Origin of the sequence: Micromonospora sp. C28SCA-DRY-2, assembly GCF_030519475.1 — a bacterium.
Taxonomy (GTDB): domain Bacteria; phylum Actinomycetota; class Actinomycetes; order Mycobacteriales; family Micromonosporaceae; genus Micromonospora.
The window spans coordinates 181,450-198,021 of the sequence record NZ_JAUMKD010000007.1 but is presented as its reverse complement, the minus strand read 5'-3'; the positions used below and the strand labels follow the sequence as shown (position 1 = coordinate 198,021).

At 73.9% G+C, this 16,572-nt stretch carries 16 protein-coding genes; 3 read left to right on the top strand and 13 right to left on the bottom strand.

Annotated elements, in window-relative coordinates:
- Window positions 1-16 precede the first annotated feature (16 nt).
- The 8 genes from Q3W71_RS25445 to Q3W71_RS25410 form a co-directional block, all read right to left on the bottom strand.
- Window positions 17-541, bottom strand: coding sequence for a GNAT family N-acetyltransferase (locus Q3W71_RS25445; protein ID WP_302921977.1), 525 nt, complete (start codon window positions 539-541; stop codon window positions 17-19).
- A gap of 129 nt (window positions 542-670) precedes the next feature.
- A complete protein-coding gene (locus Q3W71_RS25440; protein ID WP_302921976.1) occupies window positions 671-2,245 on the bottom strand; it encodes an FMN-binding glutamate synthase family protein in 1,575 nt (524 codons plus the stop codon).
- Between the two features lie 59 nt (window positions 2,246-2,304).
- Window positions 2,305-3,525: a PP2C family protein-serine/threonine phosphatase gene (locus Q3W71_RS25435; RefSeq protein WP_302921975.1), complete on the bottom strand. Its 1,221-nt coding sequence runs from the start codon at window positions 3,523-3,525 to the stop codon at window positions 2,305-2,307.
- A gap of 73 nt (window positions 3,526-3,598) precedes the next feature.
- The gene (locus tag Q3W71_RS25430) at window positions 3,599-4,678 is read right to left on the bottom strand and encodes an endonuclease/exonuclease/phosphatase family protein (RefSeq protein ID WP_302921974.1); all 1,080 of its coding nucleotides are present in this window, start codon (window positions 4,676-4,678) and stop codon (window positions 3,599-3,601) included.
- Window positions 4,679-4,827: 149 nt separating this feature from the next.
- On the bottom strand, window positions 4,828-6,972 hold the full coding sequence (locus tag Q3W71_RS25425; RefSeq protein WP_302921973.1) for a glycogen debranching N-terminal domain-containing protein: 2,145 nt from the start codon (window positions 6,970-6,972) through the stop codon (window positions 4,828-4,830).
- Window positions 6,973-7,027: 55 nt separating this feature from the next.
- Window positions 7,028-7,441 carry a VOC family protein gene (locus tag Q3W71_RS25420; protein WP_302921972.1) on the bottom strand — a complete coding sequence of 138 codons (414 nt, stop codon included), beginning with the start codon at window positions 7,439-7,441 and terminating at the stop codon, window positions 7,028-7,030.
- A 138-nt stretch (window positions 7,442-7,579) separates the two neighbouring features.
- The gene (locus Q3W71_RS25415; protein WP_302921971.1) at window positions 7,580-8,713 is read right to left on the bottom strand and encodes an N-acetylmuramoyl-L-alanine amidase; all 1,134 of its coding nucleotides are present in this window, start codon (window positions 8,711-8,713) and stop codon (window positions 7,580-7,582) included.
- Between the two features lie 373 nt (window positions 8,714-9,086).
- Window positions 9,087-9,779 (bottom strand): RraA family protein, encoded by a 693-nt coding sequence (locus tag Q3W71_RS25410; RefSeq protein WP_302921970.1) that lies wholly within the window; start codon window positions 9,777-9,779, stop codon window positions 9,087-9,089.
- A 168-nt stretch (window positions 9,780-9,947) separates the two neighbouring features.
- On the opposite strand from Q3W71_RS25410, the gene Q3W71_RS25405 reads away from it, so the two are divergent.
- Both Q3W71_RS25405 and Q3W71_RS25400 read left to right on the top strand, forming a co-directional pair.
- Entirely contained in the window at window positions 9,948-10,412 is a 465-nt protein-coding gene (locus Q3W71_RS25405; protein ID WP_302921969.1) for a DIP1984 family protein, read from the top strand.
- A 296-nt stretch (window positions 10,413-10,708) separates the two neighbouring features.
- Complete coding sequence (locus tag Q3W71_RS25400) at window positions 10,709-11,692, top strand: hypothetical protein (protein ID WP_302921968.1); 984 nt, start codon at window positions 10,709-10,711, stop codon at window positions 11,690-11,692.
- A 14-nt stretch (window positions 11,693-11,706) separates the two neighbouring features.
- On the opposite strand, the gene Q3W71_RS25395 is transcribed toward Q3W71_RS25400, so the two are convergent.
- Genes Q3W71_RS25395 through Q3W71_RS25380 form a run of 4 tightly spaced genes read right to left on the bottom strand, consistent with a single transcriptional unit; the run spans window position 11,707 to window position 13,925 of the window.
- The gene (locus Q3W71_RS25395; RefSeq protein ID WP_302921967.1) at window positions 11,707-12,030 is read right to left on the bottom strand and encodes a hypothetical protein; all 324 of its coding nucleotides are present in this window, start codon (window positions 12,028-12,030) and stop codon (window positions 11,707-11,709) included.
- On the bottom strand, window positions 12,030-13,217 hold the full coding sequence (locus Q3W71_RS25390; RefSeq protein WP_302921966.1) for a WXG100 family type VII secretion target: 1,188 nt from the start codon (window positions 13,215-13,217) through the stop codon (window positions 12,030-12,032). The genes Q3W71_RS25395 and Q3W71_RS25390 overlap by 1 nt, the downstream gene beginning before the upstream one ends.
- Complete coding sequence (locus Q3W71_RS25385; RefSeq protein ID WP_302921965.1) at window positions 13,214-13,534, bottom strand: type VII secretion target; 321 nt, start codon at window positions 13,532-13,534, stop codon at window positions 13,214-13,216. The genes Q3W71_RS25390 and Q3W71_RS25385 overlap by 4 nt, the downstream gene beginning before the upstream one ends.
- Window positions 13,521-13,925 (bottom strand): YbaB/EbfC family nucleoid-associated protein, encoded by a 405-nt coding sequence (locus tag Q3W71_RS25380; protein WP_302921964.1) that lies wholly within the window; start codon window positions 13,923-13,925, stop codon window positions 13,521-13,523. Before Q3W71_RS25380 ends, Q3W71_RS25385 begins: the two co-directional genes overlap by 14 nt.
- Before the next feature lie 155 nt (window positions 13,926-14,080).
- On the opposite strand from Q3W71_RS25380, the gene Q3W71_RS25375 reads away from it, so the two are divergent.
- A complete protein-coding gene (locus Q3W71_RS25375) occupies window positions 14,081-14,965 on the top strand; it encodes an SPFH domain-containing protein (protein WP_368051151.1) in 885 nt (294 codons plus the stop codon).
- 9 nt (window positions 14,966-14,974) lie between these two features.
- Here the strand turns inward: Q3W71_RS25375 and Q3W71_RS25370 are convergent, their stop codons facing one another.
- Complete coding sequence (locus Q3W71_RS25370) at window positions 14,975-16,516, bottom strand: ATP-binding protein (RefSeq protein WP_302921963.1); 1,542 nt, start codon at window positions 16,514-16,516, stop codon at window positions 14,975-14,977.
- Window positions 16,517-16,572: the final 56 nt, after the last annotated feature.

Here is a 16,572-nt window from a genome sequence, read left to right as displayed (position 1 = left end):
GTGACCCCGCGAAAGGTCAGAGATCCTCGAACGGCGCCGCGTACCGGAACTCGCCACGGATCGACGGCCGCCAGGCGCTCAGCGGGCGGGCCATGAAGTACCGCGGGCCCCACGGCCCGGGCGGCGTGACGCCGAGGTCGACCGCCGGCCGGAAGCCGAACCGGGGGTAGTAGTCGGGATGGCCGAGCAGCACCACCAGCGGCTCGTCGAGCGCGTCCGCCGCGCCGAGCACGGCGTGCATCAGCGCGCTGCCCACCCCGCGTCGCTGCCAGGCCGGCAGCACCCCGAGCGGCCCGAGCCCGAGCGCCACCGGTTCGCCGGCCACCCGGCCGCGGGTGCACACCACGTGCCCGACGACCTGCCCGGCCGGATCCGACGCGACCAGGGACAACGGCGGCAACCAGCCGTCGTCGGCGCGCAGCGCGTCCACCAGGGCCGTCTCCACGGGTACGGCGCCGGGCTGGTCTGCCTTGGCGAACGCGGCGGTGTGCACCGCCCGGACGGCCTCGACGTCGTCGGCGGTCTCGCGTCGGATCAACATCGCGCCACCATAGGACGCGCGGCCGCCCGGACGCGACGGCGTTTCCGGCGCCCGGCGACCGTGCGGCCGGCATCCGGCGGGGACGGCGGCCGCCGGCCCGCGACCGGCGGCGCGGCCGTGCCGACCGGGTCAGCCGACCGCGGTGGGGGAGGGCGGGGCGGAGTCGCCCTGCGGCGCCTCGGCGGTCATCAGCCGGACGATCTCCGCCTGGTCGGCGGGCGACGGCAGGCCCCACTCCGGCCGGTACCCGTACACCTCGCGCAGCGGCGTCGAGGCGGTGCGCCCGTCGAGCACCTCGACGGCGTCGGTGGAGATGAGCCCGGGGTGTTCCACCCCGCACGCCTCGGCCACCTTCATCAGGTCGCGGCGCAACGTCCGGACGTAGTTCGCCGCGCGCACCGACTTCGACGCCGGGTCCAGGCCGCGGGCGAGCCAGGCGTTCTGGGTGGCCACCCCGGTCGGGCAGGTGTCGGTGTGGCACTTCTGGGCCTGGATGCAGCCGATCGCCAGCATCGCCTCCCGGCCCACGTTGACCAGGTCGCAGCCGAGCGCGAAGGCGACCACGGCGTTGTCCGGCAGGCCGAGCTTGCCGGCGCCGACGAAGACCACCTGCTCGTGCAGGTCCCGCTCGGCGAAGATCCGGTAGACCCGGGCGAATCCCTGCTGGAAGGGGAGCGACACCGAGTCGGTGAAGATCAGCGGCGCGGCGCCGGTGCCGCCCTCGCCGCCGTCGATGGTGACGAAGTCGACACCCCGGCCGGTGTCCCGCATCAGGGTGGTCAGTTCCTCCCAGAAGCCCAGGTCGCCGACGGCGGACTTGATGCCGACCGGCAGCCCGGTCTCGGCGGCCAGCAGCTCCACCCAGTCCAGCAGGCTGTCGCAGTCGGAGAACTCGGCGTGCCGGGACGGGCTGACGCAGTCGCGTCCCCGCGGGATGCCCCGGGTGGCCGCGATCTCCGCCGACACCTTGGCGCCGGGCAGCAGCCCGCCGAGGCTGGGCTTCGCGCCCTGGCTGAGCTTGATCTCCAGGGCCCGCACCGGCGCGCCGGCGACCAGGTCCCTGAGCCGCTCCAGGCTGAACCGGCCGTGCTCGTCACGGCAGCCGAAGTACGCGGTGCCGATCTGGAAGACCAGGTCACCGCCCTTGCGGTGGTACGGCGACAGGCCGCCCTCGCCGGTGTTCTGCAGGCAGCCGGCCAGCGCCGCGCCCCGGTTCAACGCCTCGACCGCGTTGCCGGACAGCGACCCGAAGCTCATCCCCGAGATGTTCACCACCGACTCCGGCCGGAACGCGCGGGCCCGTCCCCGCGCGCCGCCGAGCACCTTGGCGCACGGCAGCCGTACGCCGTGCCCGGCCCCCGGCGCGGACGGCGGCACCGCCCGGCCGAAGGTGCGGTGCTTGATGATGGGGTAGCCAGGGGTGAACTCGATGTCGTTGTCGGTGCCGAAGCCGAAGTAGTTGTTCTGCCCCTTCGCCGACGCGTACACCCAGCGCCGCTGGTCCCGGGTGAACGGCCGCTCCTCGTTGTTGCCGGCCACGATGTACTGGCGCAGCTCCGGCCCGATCGCCTCGAGCAGGTAGCGGGCCCGCCCGAGCACCGGGAAGTTACGCAGCAGCGCGTGGTCGCGTTGCAGGAGGTCCCGCGCGGCCAGGGCGGCCACGGCGGCGGCGACGGCGGGTACGGCTCGGCTTGCCCATGTCATGCCCGCCACTCTTTCCGGGATCGTCGCCGGTCAAACGGCCCGACGCCCGGGGCGGCGGGTCAGTGGCCGGTCGGGTCGCGGCGGACGGCCAGCACGGCGATGTCGTCGGTGGGGCGCTCGGCGCCGAAGGCGTTCATGACGGTGGAGCAGACCTCCTCGGCCGGCTCCGGCCGCACCGCGGCGAGCAGCTGCTGGACGCCGACGTCGATCACCTCGCTACGCCGTTCCACCAGCCCGTCGGTGTAGCAGACCAGCACGGCGCCGGGCGGCAGGCGGACAGTGGTCTGCCGCCGGGATGGCAGTCGCCGGCCGGTGCCCAGCGGCGGGTCCACGTGGGCCGGCACCAGGGTCGCCGGCTCACCGGGCGCGGCGAGCACGGGGAGCAGGTGCCCGGCCGTGGAGAGGTGGACGGTCTCCCGGTCCGGGGAGATCATCGCGTAGAGCGCGGTGGTCAGGCTGCCGGCCTCGAAGTGGTCGACCTTGCGGTCGAGGAGGGCCAGCGCCTCCGCCGGTTCGTCGCAGACCAGCGCGTACGCGCGCAGCGCGCTGCGCACCCGGCCCATCACCACCGCGGACTGCAGCCCGTGCCCGGACACGTCGCCGATGACCAGACCGAGCCAGCCCGACGGCAGGGTGAACACGTCGTACCAGTCGCCGCCGATGCCGGCCACGTGACCCGGCACGTACCGGGCGGCCATCTGCAGCCCCGGCACCTCGGGCAGTTGGGTGGGCAGCAGGCTGCGCTGCAGGGCGAGGGCGGCGTTGTGGTCGAGGTTGTCCGAGCGGGCCAGGCTGGCCAGGCCGGCCCGGTCGGCGACCAGTTCGAGCAGGCGCACGTCGTCGGGGGTGAAGGCCCGGGGGCGCAGCGTCCCCACGTGCAGCACGCCGACGAGCTGGTCGCGGGCGAACATCGGCACGCCGAGCAGGGCGCGCAGCCCGATCTGCAGCAGCACCGGGTTGACCACGTCGCCCGGGCGGACGTCCTCGATCACCACGGGCCGCTGGGTGAGCGCGATCCGGCCGGCGAAGCCACGGCCGAGGGAGACCCGGAACCCCTGCCGGACCTCCTCCTCCAGGCCCTTCGCCGCGGTGGCCACCAACTGCCGGGCGTGCGCGTCCAGCAGCAGGATCGCGGCGGTGTCGACCTCCAGCAGGTCCCGGACGCGCTCCAGCAGTTCGTCGAACAGGTCGGCGACATCGAGGCGGGACAGGGCGGCGTCCGTCACCGCCTCGATGCGGCGCAGCCGCTCCTCGTCCTGGATGAGCCCGGTCTCGACCACGCAAGGATCCTAGTCTTGCCGTCCCGCACCGACATGCCTGACCTGCGGCGGCCCCGGCCGGGCCGACGGAACGTCACGGCAGCGCGAGCACCGCCACGTGCCCCAGGTGGTCGGAGGGCCAGCGGCCGTGCGGCGTACGCCGCTCGGTGCCGAAGACCTCGCTGGCCACCGGCGTCACCGGGCCGCGGACCAGCACCATGTCGATCCGGTGCTCGACGTCGTCGGCCGGTTCGGTCAGGTCGTCGCCGAGGCCGGCGGTGTAGCCGGGGTCGCCGGGATGCAGGACCGGCCAGGTGTCCACCATCCCGCCGGCGACCAGCGTGACGTAGGCCAGGCGGTTGACCGGCTCGGGCAGCTCGGGCCCGGTGTTGAGGTCGCCGACGAGGACCACCCGGCCGGGCACGTCCAGCGGCCCGGCCAGCAGTTCCTCGGCCTGCCGCACCCGGACTCCGGGGTGGAACGCCTCCAGGTGGGTGTTCACCACCCGGAACGCGCGCCGGCCGTGCATGACGTCCACCGCGGTCCAACCCCGCGTGCTGGTCACCGAGCTGCCGGTGGCCGGCAGCGGGGTCACCATGTTGGTGGCGAAGTTCCCCGACGACGTGCCGGTGACCGTCACCCGGCCGCCGTGCCGGACCAGGATGACGTCGCGCATGGTGAGCCGGGCGTCCACGAGGTGCGGTGCCCCGGCCGGAGCCTCGAGGTCCGCCTCGTCCTGCACCACTGCCACGTCGTAGCGGTGGCCGGCGACCGCCAGCTCCGCCATCAGCAGGGCCAGGTAGTCGTAGCGGACGGTGGTGGCCGGGGCGGGGTCGCCGAGCGGCCCGGTACGCCACAGCGCCACCTCCTGCAGGCCCACCAGGTCGGGTCGGTGCTCGCGGATCTCCGCCGCGATGAGCTTCGCCCGGGCCGGGAAGTCGACCAGGTCGACGTGACTGAGCAGGGCCGCGTTCGCGGCCAGGAACGCCGGCAGGTTCGGCGCGGTCATCGACGGGGTGAGGTCGCCGCCGAGGTACAGGTTCCGGGTCAGCACCGTGATCTTGGCGCCCGGCTGGGCCTGCGCGGGCGGGGCGACCAACCCCAGGGCGGCCGTCACCAGGGCGGCGGCGGTGAACAGTCGGGTCAGTCGGTGCGGGCGCGCCGTGCCGTCCATCTCCCCAGTCCTCTCCTCGCAGGAGATCCGCGTCGCGGAAGCCTGCCGTACGGTAGCGCCGCCACCGCCCCGGCGGATACGCCCGATCGGCCGGTTTCCGGACCGGCGGACGACGGGACGGGCCAGCGGTGGTGCGCGGCGGACCTCGGTCAGCGGCGGCGGGCGGCGACAGCCTGCGACGTGGGGCGGCGGACCACCGCGATCCGGTCGCCGCGGGCGCGCAGCGAGGTACGCCCGCCGCGTCGGCGGCGGACGGTCAGATCGACGGTGCGCCGTCCGACCCGGACGCCCTCCAGGGTGAGTTCCGGCAGCCACTCGGGCAGGTGCGGGTCGACGAAGATGGTCCGCAGCGGCGCGGCCGGTCGCAGCGCCAGCAGCGCCTGGATCAGCGCCACCACCGAACTGGCCGACCACGCCTGCGGCGAGCACGAGGCGGGGTAGACACCGGGGTACGGGTGGGCGTCGTCGCGGGGCAGCCCGGAGAGCACCTCGGGCAGGCGGTGTTCGTCGAAGAGCGCCGCCGCGGCGAACATCCCCTCGGCCAGCCGGTGCAGGTGCTGCCAGCAGCCGTACCGGGCCAGGCCGAGGCCGATGGTGCCCGCCTCGACCGGCCAGACGCTGCCCCGGTGGTAGCTGAACGGGTTGTACGCCGGGTGGTCCGCGGAGAGCGTGCGGATCCCCCAGCCGCTGAACATGTCGGGGGCGAGCAGCCGGTCGGCGACGGTCCGGGCGATCCGGGCCGGCACGATCCCGGTGGCCAGCAGGTGACCGTCGTTGGAGTTGACCGACCGCACCGGCCGCCCGTCCGGTCCCAGCGCCATCGCGTAACAACCCCGGTCGGGCAGCCAGTACGCGCGGTGGAACCGCCGGCGCAGCGCGGCCGCCCGCCGCACCAGGGCGGCGCCGAGCCGCGGGTGACCGGTCGCGGCGAACGCCACGGCGGCGTGCCGCAGCGCCGCGTACCAGTACGCCTGGAGTTCGCTGGTGGCGATCGGGTTCGGCACCACCCGCCCGTGCTCGTCCACGATGGCGGTGTCGGAGTCCTTCCAGCCCTGGTTCTTCAGGCCGGCCCGGGAGCGGCAGTGGTACTCCAGGAAGCCGTCGTGGTCGAGGTCGCCGAACCGGTCGATCCAGGACAGCGCCCGGCGGGCCGTCGGCAGCAGCTCGCGGACGGTGTCGAGGTCACCGGTCCAGGCGTAGTACTGGCCGAGGAAGACCAGGAAGTCCGGCGCGGTGGACCAGTCGCCGTGGTAGTGGGCGAACGGGTCGAGGCCGAGCACGGAGACCGGCCCGCTCCGGGACTCGTGCAACGGCTTGCCGGGCTCCTCGTCCCGCCAGTCGTCGACGCGCCGCCCCAGGTGGTGGGCGTTGAGCCGCAGGCTGTCCGCGAGCATGGTCGGCCCGGCGAGCAGCGCCTGCCAGGACGCGGTCATCGTGTCCCGCCCGAAGATCTCCTGGTAGATCGGCAGGCCGGCGATCGGCGCCGTCGGGCCGTCCGGTTCCCCGAGCGGCAGCACGGCGAGGTCACCGACCGCGCACCGCCAGGCCGCCGTGACGTCGAAGTTCGCGCTGGTCAGCCGGGTGAGCTCGGCGGCGAGCCGGGTGCGGGCGCGGGCGGCGGCGTCGTCGGGGTCGGCGAACGTCGGCGGTGGCGCGGCGAGCCGCCGGCCCTCGAAGACCGGCTCGACGAGCAGGTCCACCCGGCGGCGCTCCCGGGGCGGCACCGCCAGGTCGACGACGAACTCCCCGTCGGCGTACCGGACCGGCCCGTCGCCCGTGGCCCGGATCGCCACCGCCCGGTCCAGCCCGTGGCAGCGGTAGCGCAGGCACAGTTCCTGGCCGGCGGCGTCCCAGGCGGTGTCCACCTCGCCGACCTGCACCCGGTGCCCGGTCTCGGCCTCCGAGGTGTCCGCGAAGTCGGCGGCCAGGTGGATCCGCAGGCGCAGCTCCAGCGGCTGGCCGGCGTAGCTGGCCACGGTCAGCCGGGTGCGCAGCCCCTCACCGACGAACCGCTCGACCAGCAGGTAGGCGACCCGGGCGGGCAGCGTCTCGCCGTCGCCGAGTTCGGCGTACGAGAGCTGGGCGTGGCCGCGCACGTTCGCGGTGCTGAACGGCACCGGCTCGCGGCCGTCGACGGTGATCCGTTCCAGGCTGAGCACCCGGGTGTTGCGGGCGAAGAACCCCTGCGGTCCGGTGCCCCGGATCCGCCCGCGTACGTCGGTGACCAGCGTGCTCCAACCGCTCGCCAGGTAGAGCAGATCCGGGCGTACACGCAGGTTCCGGACGGTGCGCACGGCGGTTCCTACCCGGTGCCGCCCCCGGTACACGTGCCGTCGCCGGGGCGGGCGCTCAGCGCCCGGGCTGGCTGATGTTCACCAGCCACCCGATGCCGAACCGGTCGACGCACATGCCGAACTCGTCGCCCCACATCTGCTTGGCCAGCGGGACGCTCACCGTGCCGCCGACGGTCAGCTTCTCCCAGTAGCCGCGCAGCTCGTTGCCGTCGTCACCGCTGACGCTCACCGAGACGTTGTTGCCGGGGACGTGCTGCATGCCCGGGGCGGTGTCCGAGGCCATCAGGGTGTAGCCGCCGGGGGTCTCCAGCATGCCGTGCATGACCTTGTCGGCCAGCGTCGGGTCGTCGGTGCCGAACTCGCCGAAGGTGCTCAACGTCAGGTCGCCGCCGAACACCTGCCGGTAGAACTCCATCGCCTCCCGGGCGTTGCCGTCGAAGCTGAGGTACGGGTTGAGTCGCGACGTCATGGCGGCCTCCTTGGTCCTGACCAGGGGTCATCGTCGCAGAGGGCGGGTGCTCCAGCAGGTGAATCGCCGGATGGACGCGCGGGCGGGCCGCGGCGGCGGGGGCGAACTCGCGCCACCTCCGCCACGGCCCGGGGACCGTCAGCGGTGCCGGAAGGACTGCCGGACCACCCCGCCGACCAGCACGCACCAGGTGCTGGTGGTGAGCTTGCCGTTGCGCGGCAGGCCGTGCAGGGCCTGGAGGTCCTGGACCGCCTTCTTCGTCGCGTAGTCGTACTCGCCGGTGACGGCGACGTCGGTCCACCCCTTGAAGTTGAGCATGAACTGCGCGGCGCTGACCGGGATGCCGGTGGCGTCCTTGTCCAGCTCCGGCACCAGGGTCTCCCAGGTCGGGGTGGTGAGGGTGGCGTCCACGTCGACCGGGATGCCGTTGCGGGCCTGCCAGTCCTGCACCGCCGCCACGGTCGCCGCGTCGAAGACGCTGTTCACCGGCACCGTGTAGCCGCGGTGGGCCAGCAGGTACTGCACCACCCGGACCGACGGCGAGCCGACGAACCGCCACAGGTCGGGCCAACGGCGCGCCGGCACGTCCGCGAGGTCGGTGCCCAGCGCCCGGAAGACCCGCCGGCGCAGCATCGGGAACTGCCGGTAGAACGCGGCGCCCGGGCACTGGGTGGTGCGGAAGTCCCAGTGGCCGAAGATGTCGTGGGCGGCCAGGCCGTACTGCTGGCAGATCGTGGTGCAGAGCTTCACCAGCGAGTCGAGCAGGGCCTCCGGCGGCGTCTCGGTGACGTAGGTGCCCTCGTTCTCGATGCCGATGGCCCGACCGTTCTCGCCGGGGCAGTGCGCCGAGATCATCTGCCGGTCGCCGGCCTGGAGCCGCTCCAGGCTGCCGCGCCGGCCCTCCAGGACGTAGCCGCCGCGGCTGATGGTGAAGTGCTGGCCGGTGTCGGACCAGCCGTTGCCGTCCATGTGCAGGTCCTGGCAGTCGCGGGCGAGCTTGATCGCCTGCGCCTCCGAGTAGTCGGTGACGTTCGGGAAGGCCATGTGGTGCACGATGATCTTGTTGGTGGGGATGGCGCTGATCGACAGCGGGTCGGCGGGCGGGCGCGCTCCCCACTCGTCGCAGCTGTAGATCCAGTCCAGGTCCGCGCCCGGGTCCGCCTGCGCGGCCGCCGGGAAGGCGAGTTCGCTCCCGACGACCGCCACCGTGGCGGCGCCGAGGCCGGCCCGCAGCAGGGTGCGACGGTCCAGTTCGGAATGGTCGACGTGCATGGCATCTCCTCTGCGGCGACGACGGGGGATGAGCGGAGCCGTGAAAAGTAGCTCCAGTAGTCGCGCGTGCAGTGGAGGATATTGCCGCCGCTCGGGCGAGCGCTAGAGGTTGGTGCCGGTGAAGCCGGTCCGGACTGGACCGTCCCCCCGGACCCGGCCGCTGGGCCGGACCGGGGCGGGGTCGCCGGCTGTCCTCAGGGAGTGCTGGTGAGTTGGTCGACGCGGCGCAGTCGGCCGTCCGACGCGAGTTCGCCGAACATGTAGACCTCGGTGACGACCGTCGTGCCAGGCAGCACCGACTCCATCGGCTACCGCGCCGCCGCGCTGCGCACCAGCATCCTGCGGGTGTACGGGGCCGCGCGACGCTGACCGCTCACTCCTCGATCGCCCCACCCACCCGGCGCAGGTGCTGCCGGAAGGTGTAGCCGGGTGTCGTCTCGCGCCGGGCCAGGTAGTCGTCGAACGCGGTCTGCTGGCGCAGCGTCTCACCGGCGCGGATCCGGGCCGCCTGGAGCCGTTCGGTACGCCGGATCCGCGCCGCCGTCGCCAGCACCTCATCGGCGCGGGCGGCGGGCAGGAAGAGCACCCCGTCGTCGTCGGCGCAGACCAGGTCGTCGGCGGTGACCAGGTGCCCGCCGATCCGGGCGCTGGTCAGCGTCTGCGGCTCGCGATCGTCCAGCCGGGTTGGTCCCAGCGGGCAACTGCCGTAGCTGAACACCGGCAGGCCGATCTCCACCAGCTCGGCGGTGTCGCGGTGCAACCCCCACACCACCAGGCCGGCGACCCCGGCCGCGGCGGCCTCCAGCACCGCCAGGTCACCGACGCACGCCTCGTCCGTCCGGCCGCCGTTGTCGATCACGAGTACGTCCCCGGGCGCCGCCGAGCCGAACGCCTCGAGGAACACGTCCACGCTGCCGTGGTGCCGCACCGGCAGCACCCGGCCGGTCACCCGCTGGCCGGGCACCACCGGCCGGACGCCCACGGGCGCCGCCCGCAACGGCACGTCCAGTCGTACGCAGGCGTCGGCCAGCAGCGGCGTGGGCAGGTCGGCGAGGTGCTCCACCATGACGTCCTCCGGGCGGCTGTGGATCGTGGACCGCCATCGTAGGGACGCCGACCGGCGCGACGGCGAGGTCCAATCCCGATCGCCTGGCCCCCGTACGCCCGGAAAACGGGTCCGCCCCACCGACCGAGATCAACTATCCTTGCCGGGCTCGACACGGGAGGTGGAGCGATGAAGCTCGGTGAGGCACTGGCGGATCGGGCCGACGCGGTCCGGCGGGTGGAACAGCTGCGCGCGCGGATCGTGGGCAGCGCCCGTTACCAGGAGGGCGAGGTGCCGCCGGAGGACGCCAACGCCCTGCTCGGTGAGCTGACCGAGACGCTCGACCAGCTGGAGTCACTGATCCGCCGGATCAACCGGACCAACGCCGCGGTGCCGGCCGGCGACCTCGGCACGCTCACCGACGTGCTCGCCCGCCGGGACGTACTCCGGCTGCGGCACTCGGTGCTCACCGCTGCCGCCGACGCGGCGGCCGGCGGGCGGCACGCGGTCCGGCAGCTGCGCTCGGAGCTGAAGATGCTCACCGCGCTCCCGGTGGCGGAGCTGCGCGGCCAGGCCGACGCGCTGGCCCGCGAACTGCGCGAGCTGGACGTGCTGATCCAGCGCACCAACTGGGAGGCGGACCTGCTGGACTAGTCGGGTGTGGAGCAGGTAGCCGTCGTGGAGGCGTGCACAGCACCAGAGCCGGCTGTAAACCGGACTCCTTTCCCTGGCGCGCGGCGGGCAGCGCGGAGGTTCGATTCCTCGACTCACAGAGCCGCCCAGCACAGAGGACAGGTGACAGCGCACCGCGCACAGCACATCACCACGTGCAGATCCACGACGGCGAGGGCGGGATCGGGGAACTCCACACCCAGCCGGCGCGCAGGGCCGCCCGGGCGCCGTCGCTGCCGGCCGTCGGCGTGCCGGCCACCGTGGCAGAATCCGGCCCCATGGGGTCTCCCGCGCCGCCGGCCCGGCGGTCCTCCGAATCGGCCGGCGCACCGCGGCACGAACTGCCGCCCCGTCGACGGACCGCGGCGCGACGGACCCTCGGCCTCCTCCTGGTCGCCGCCGGCCTGCTGACCGCCTGCACGGGCACCGGACCGCGCACCGGGGACACCGTTCCCGTCCCGTCGGGCGTCGAGGTCGTCCGCGCCCCCGCGGTCCCGCCCCTGTATCCGGAGCAGCGGCTCGGCTTCCTGCCGGGGACGTACGTCATGGCCCGCCCACTGACCGAGCGCGGCCCCGCGACGGGCCGCACGTACGCGCTGAACACGCCCGCCCAGCGCCACGCGATCGCGCTGGCCGACGCGCTCGGCTTCGACGACGCGCCGATCGGCTTCGACGGCAACCCGTGGACGGTCACCCGCGGCGAGGCCACGCTGGAGATCTGGCCGGACAGCGGCGGCCGGTGGAGATACCTGCGGCAGCAGCAGACCAACGGCGAGGGGCCGTACGACTCGGGCCAACGGCAGGCGCTCGCGCTCACCCAGCCCGTCCTGCGCGCTGCCGGAGTCGACCCGGCCCTGGCCCGGTTCGACGGCGGCCAGGTGGTGGTCGAGCCCCGCGTCGCCGGCCACCCGACGTGGGGCTGGCAGACCAAGGTCCAGCTCGACGAGCGCGGCATCGGCTACGCCACCGGTTGGCTGGGGCCGGCGCGGGGAGACGCCGATCGTCCGCTGCTCGACGCCGGGCAGGCCTTCGCCCGCCTCCAGCAGGAGGCCGCGGCCACTCCGTCGTCCGGGCAGTTGTGCCCGGCCGCCCACGGCGCGGGGACGCCACCCTGCGCCCGGCGCAACCCCTCGGCCAACGTGACCGGGGCGCGTTTCGTCTACGCCCTCGACTGGGGCAACGACGGTCACCATCCGCGGCTGGTTCCGGCGTGGCTGTTCAGCCGGGAGGGCACCGACGAGCCGGTCGCCTTCCCCGCGTGACGTCGGTACCGGCCCTAGCCGGAGGTGCCGGTCCGGCCGGCGGCATCCGCCAGTTCGCGCAGACGACCGAGGACCGCTGACTTCTGGTCGGTGTCCGGCAGTTCCCGCTCCGCCGCGGGAAGCAACTCCTGCCGCAGCTGTGTGAGGATCTCGGCCCGATACCGCGCCGGCACGTCGTCAAGCCAGAACGACCCGAGGTTGTTGTCGACGATCTCCCGCAGGTGGTCGACCACTTCCCGGTGCGGTACCCGCCGCATCAGGAACTCCAGGGTCCAGTCGAACAGCCCTCCCGTCGATGTCCAGTCGACGCCCGGTTCCAGCACAATGAGAGCCGCCATCACTTCCCCACAACGAAGACGCGCGGATGGAGTTGCCGATCCGCGATGAACTGCTCGACCTTTGCGATCTGCTCGGGGGAGAACCGAGACACGTCGACCGGCACCAGATCAGCTTTGTCGAGGTGCCGCTCGACCTGGTACTGGAGCTGAGGCCATTGCCGGTCGAAGAACTGGGCCGGGAAGTTGCCGACAGCATCATAGGTACGGCCCGCCTCGTCCACCCAGTCGGCCGAGGAGTCGGCTGGGGCTCGGCGCAACCGGACACCGAGCTCGTGCTCGATGCGGACCGCCGTCTCCGCCTCGCCCGGCCGGAAACGGCCGGTGGCTGGGTCCATGCCGAGTTCGCGAACCCGCGGGTCGTCCAGGGGAGAGGGTGAGTTCGGCTTGTCATTCGGCGCGCCCGGCCCAGCCGTCCTGCCCGGCTGACCGCCCGCCCTGAGTCTGGCCAGGAGTCGCTTGAGGAGGTCGATCAGGTGGGCGAGGCGGTGCGCCTCGGGGAGCAGCCGCCGGAGGCTGGCCAGCAGCCCGCGCAGCCACCGGGCGATCCTGGCCGCGAACGCGGCAACCGTGGTGACGACCTGCTCCACCACCAGGGGAGTGGCCAGGCCGAAGCTGAACGCCTCCTCGGCCGCATACACGATGAGGCGGGAGACGCAGAGCGCGATGGCGTCGCGGACCATGAGCCGGACGGCGGCGATCAGGGCGCCTGCGCCCTCGGTGAGCGTGGCCATCGTGTCGGCGGCCCGGCTCAGGCCGACGAGCGAACCCTGCTGCTCGGCCGCCCACGACCGGTACGCGGTGGCGGCCGCGCCGCTCCACTCGGCGAGGTCCAGCCGGGCCGCCCGGGCGAGCGCCTCCGCCTCGGTCCGCAGTGCGCCGGCGACGTTGCGCCAGGTCTGCGCGTGGGCGGCGATCTGTGCCGGGTCACCGGCCAGCCAGTCGAGTGCCTCGGTCAGTGGCCGGACGTGCTCGATGATCCAGGCGATGCCGTACTGGAGCAGCGAGCCGACCGGATCGGAGACGAGGGCCAGCGCGTCGAGACCGGCGCCGACCACGCCGAGGCTGCCGTCGATCCAGTTGCCGTCGCGGATGCCCCGGCCGATCAGCTCGATGTCCTCGGCGATCCACGCCCCGGTCCACGGGCTGGTGGTGTCGGCGGGGGCGGCGACGAGCGGGTTGCCGCTCACCGCCGCCCGCGCAGCCCGTTCAGGGCGGCCTGGGCGCGGGCGTCGGTGCCCCGGTAGCGGCCGGCGGCGGTGCGGACCCGTCCGGCGGTGTCGCCCACCGAGCCGGCGGCGCCGTCGAGGCCCTCGACCAGCACCCGTTGCACCTGGTCGACCAGGACCGGCACCAGCGCGCAGAGCTGACCGTAGGCGTCGCCGCCGAGCCGCACGGATCGGCCGGCCGCGGTGGCGAGGTGGAGCGCGTCGGCGACGGCGTCAAGGTGACCGGCGTGCGTGTCGAGATCCTCCGGGCGGACCCGGACGCCGTCAGCGGGCGGCACCGGCAACGCCCCCGTCGGGCCGGCGCAGCCGGCGGGCGTAGGACTCGACGAGGGCTCGGGCGGCCGGGTCGTCCGCGCCGAGCGCCGCCTCGGTCATCGCCACCGCCCGGCGTGCCAGCTCGGCCTGCGCGGCCCGCGCGGTGGCCAGCACCTGATCGGCGGTACGCGCCGCGGGCTGCCCGCGCACCCGCTCGCCCAGCCGCAGGTCGACCAGGGCCCCGGCGGCGTCGACGGTCGCCTCGACCGCGCCGTCGGGGCTGCGGGCGGTCGCGGTGAGCGCCGCCAGCTCCCGGGTCAGTGCGGTGGTCCGCGTCGCCCGCTCGGCGACGGTGGATTCCCAGTCGTCGACCCGTCGTCGTACGGCGTCCAGCGCCGCCTCGTCCGTCCACACGCCGGAGCCTCCCCGTTCCGCCGGTGCGAGCCCCGGTCACGTTACCAATCGAGGTCGATCTGTGCCGCCCCGTGACGGTCGGCAGGCGTGTCCGGCGTGGCAACGGGTATCCGGCGGCCCGGGCGGCGGCCGTGGTCGCCCGGATCGGGGGTGCCATGGAGGCCACCGTGATCGGCGTGGTGATCGTGCTCGCGCTGCTGGCGCTGCTCGGTGCGCTCAGCGTCCGGCTGGTACAGCAGTACCAGCGTGGCATCGTCTTCCGGTTCGGTCGGGTGCTCGACCGGGTCCGCCAGCCGGGCCTGCAGCTCATCGTGCCGATCGCCGACCGGATGGTGCGGGTGAGTATGCAGACGGTGGTGATGGGCGTGCCGGCGCAGGGCGCGATCACCCGGGACAACGTGACGCTCACCGTCGACGCGGTCGTCTACTACCGGGTGGTCGACCCGGTGAAGGCGCTGGTCAACGTGCACGACTATCCGTCCGCGGTGCTCCAGGTGGCGCAGACCGCGCTGCGGTCGGTGATCGGCAAGGCCGACCTGGACACCGTGCTCGGCGACCGGGAACGGATCAACGCCGAGCTGAAGGCGGTCATCGACGCGCCGACCGAGAAGCCGTGGGGACTGCTGATCGAGCGGGTCGAGGTCAAGGACGTGGAGCTGCCCGAGGGAATGAAGCGGTCGATGTCCCGCCAGGCGGAGGCCGAGCGGGAACGCCGGGCCCGGGTGATCGCGGCCGACGGCGAGTACCAGGCGTCCCGCCGGCTCGCCGACGCCTCCCGGGCGATGGCGGGCACCCCCGGGGCGTACCAGTTGCGGCTGCTGCAGACCGTGGTGGACGTGGCGGCGGAGAAGAACAGCACCCTGGTGATGCCGTTCCCGGTCGAGCTGCTGCGCTTCTTCGACCAGTTCAGCCGTACCATGCCGGAGCGGGACGGGATGGGCGCGCCGGAACGGGACGGGACGGGCGTGCCGGATCCCGGACCGGTCACCGGGACGGTCGCGGCGGCCGCCGAGCCCGACGGCGGCCCACCGGGTGGCTGACCCGAGCGGCTACCCGCCGAGGGCCGGGACCGCCGACTCCGCCGCCGGCTCGCCCGGCTGCTCCGGTACGGCGGGCGGCGCCGGGCGGGGGAGGGTGAACCGGAACCGGGCCCCGCCGGTGTACGTCTCGTCCAGGCTCAGCGTGCCGCCGTGGTACTCGACGATCTTCTTGCAGATCGCCAGGCCGATGCCGGTGCCCGGGTACGAGCCGCGCGGGTGCAGCCGCTGGAAGATCACGAAGATCTTCTCGGCGTACCGGGGGTCGATGCCGATGCCGTTGTCCTCGACGGTGAACGACCAGCCGTCCGGGGTGTCGGTGACGGTCACCCGGACCTGTGGGTCCCGCTCCGGGCTGCGGAACTTGACGGCGTTGCCGAGCAGGTTCTGCCACAGCATGGTCAGCAGCGTCGGGTCGCCCTGCACGGTGGGCAGCGGATCGCGGCTGATCCGGGCCCCGGCCTCCTCGACCATGCCGGACAGGTTCGCCGCCGCCTGTTCGAACGCCTCGGCCAGGTCCACCTCGCGCAGGTCGCCGTAGACCCGGCCGATCCGGGAGAACGCGAGCAGGTCGTTGATCAGCTCCTGCATCCGGGTGGCCCCGTCGACCGCGAACCCGATGTACTGCCGGGCCCGGTCGTCGAGCTGGTCGGCGTAGCGGCGTTGCAGCATCTGGCAGAACGAGGCCACCTTGCGCAGCGGCTCCTGCAGGTCGTGCGAGGCGACGTAGGCGAACTGCTCCAGGTCCTCGTTGGACCGGCGCAGCTCGGCGGCCTGCTGTTCGAGGGCGTCCCGGTCCTGCTGGCTGCGCTCCAGCGCGTCCACCATCCGCTGCCGCATGGTCTCCACGTCGTCGGCGAGCCGGGCGATGTCGGCCGGCCCCTGCGGGCGCAGCCGGTGCCGGAAGTCACCGCCGGCCACCTGCCGCACCGAGACGCCGAGCCGCTCCAGCGGGCGCAGCACCGTCATCCGGACCAGCACCGAGCTGACCACACCGGTCAGCAGCAGCGCGGCGAGGATCGCCACGAAGGTGATGTCCCGCAACTCGCGGGCCCGGTCGAGGTCCGCCCGACCGGCGTCCCGGATCTGGTCCAGCCGCGCCACCAGCCCGCTGAACTCCGCCCGGAGCGCCTCGAAGGTGTCCAGGCCGCGGATCGCCACCGCCGCCAGCTCCGTCGGGCTCGCGCCGGCCTGCCGGCCCCGGACCAGCGGCTCCGCGACGTCGTCGTGCCACCGGTCGGCGAGCGCGTCGGCGCGTTCCAGGTCGCGCAGCGCCGCCGGCTCGTCGGCCAGCAGGTCGCGCAGCCGGGCCATCGTCGCGGGTTCGGCCTCGGCGTTCTCCCGGTACGTGGCGAGGTACCGGTCGTCGCCGCTGAGGGCGTACGCGAACACGGCCGCACGCTGGCTCACCAGCTCGCCGTCGAGCTCGCCCACAGCCGTGCGGGCCGGCGCGATCCGGTCGGCCAACCGGTCGGACACGGTCGAGGTGTGGGTGAGCGCGGCGGCGCCCAGACCACCGCCGAGCACGACGAGGGCGGCCATGGTCAGCAACATGACACTGAGCCACCACCGCGTCGTCTTCCGCCGGCTGTCCGGCGCCGGGACCGTTC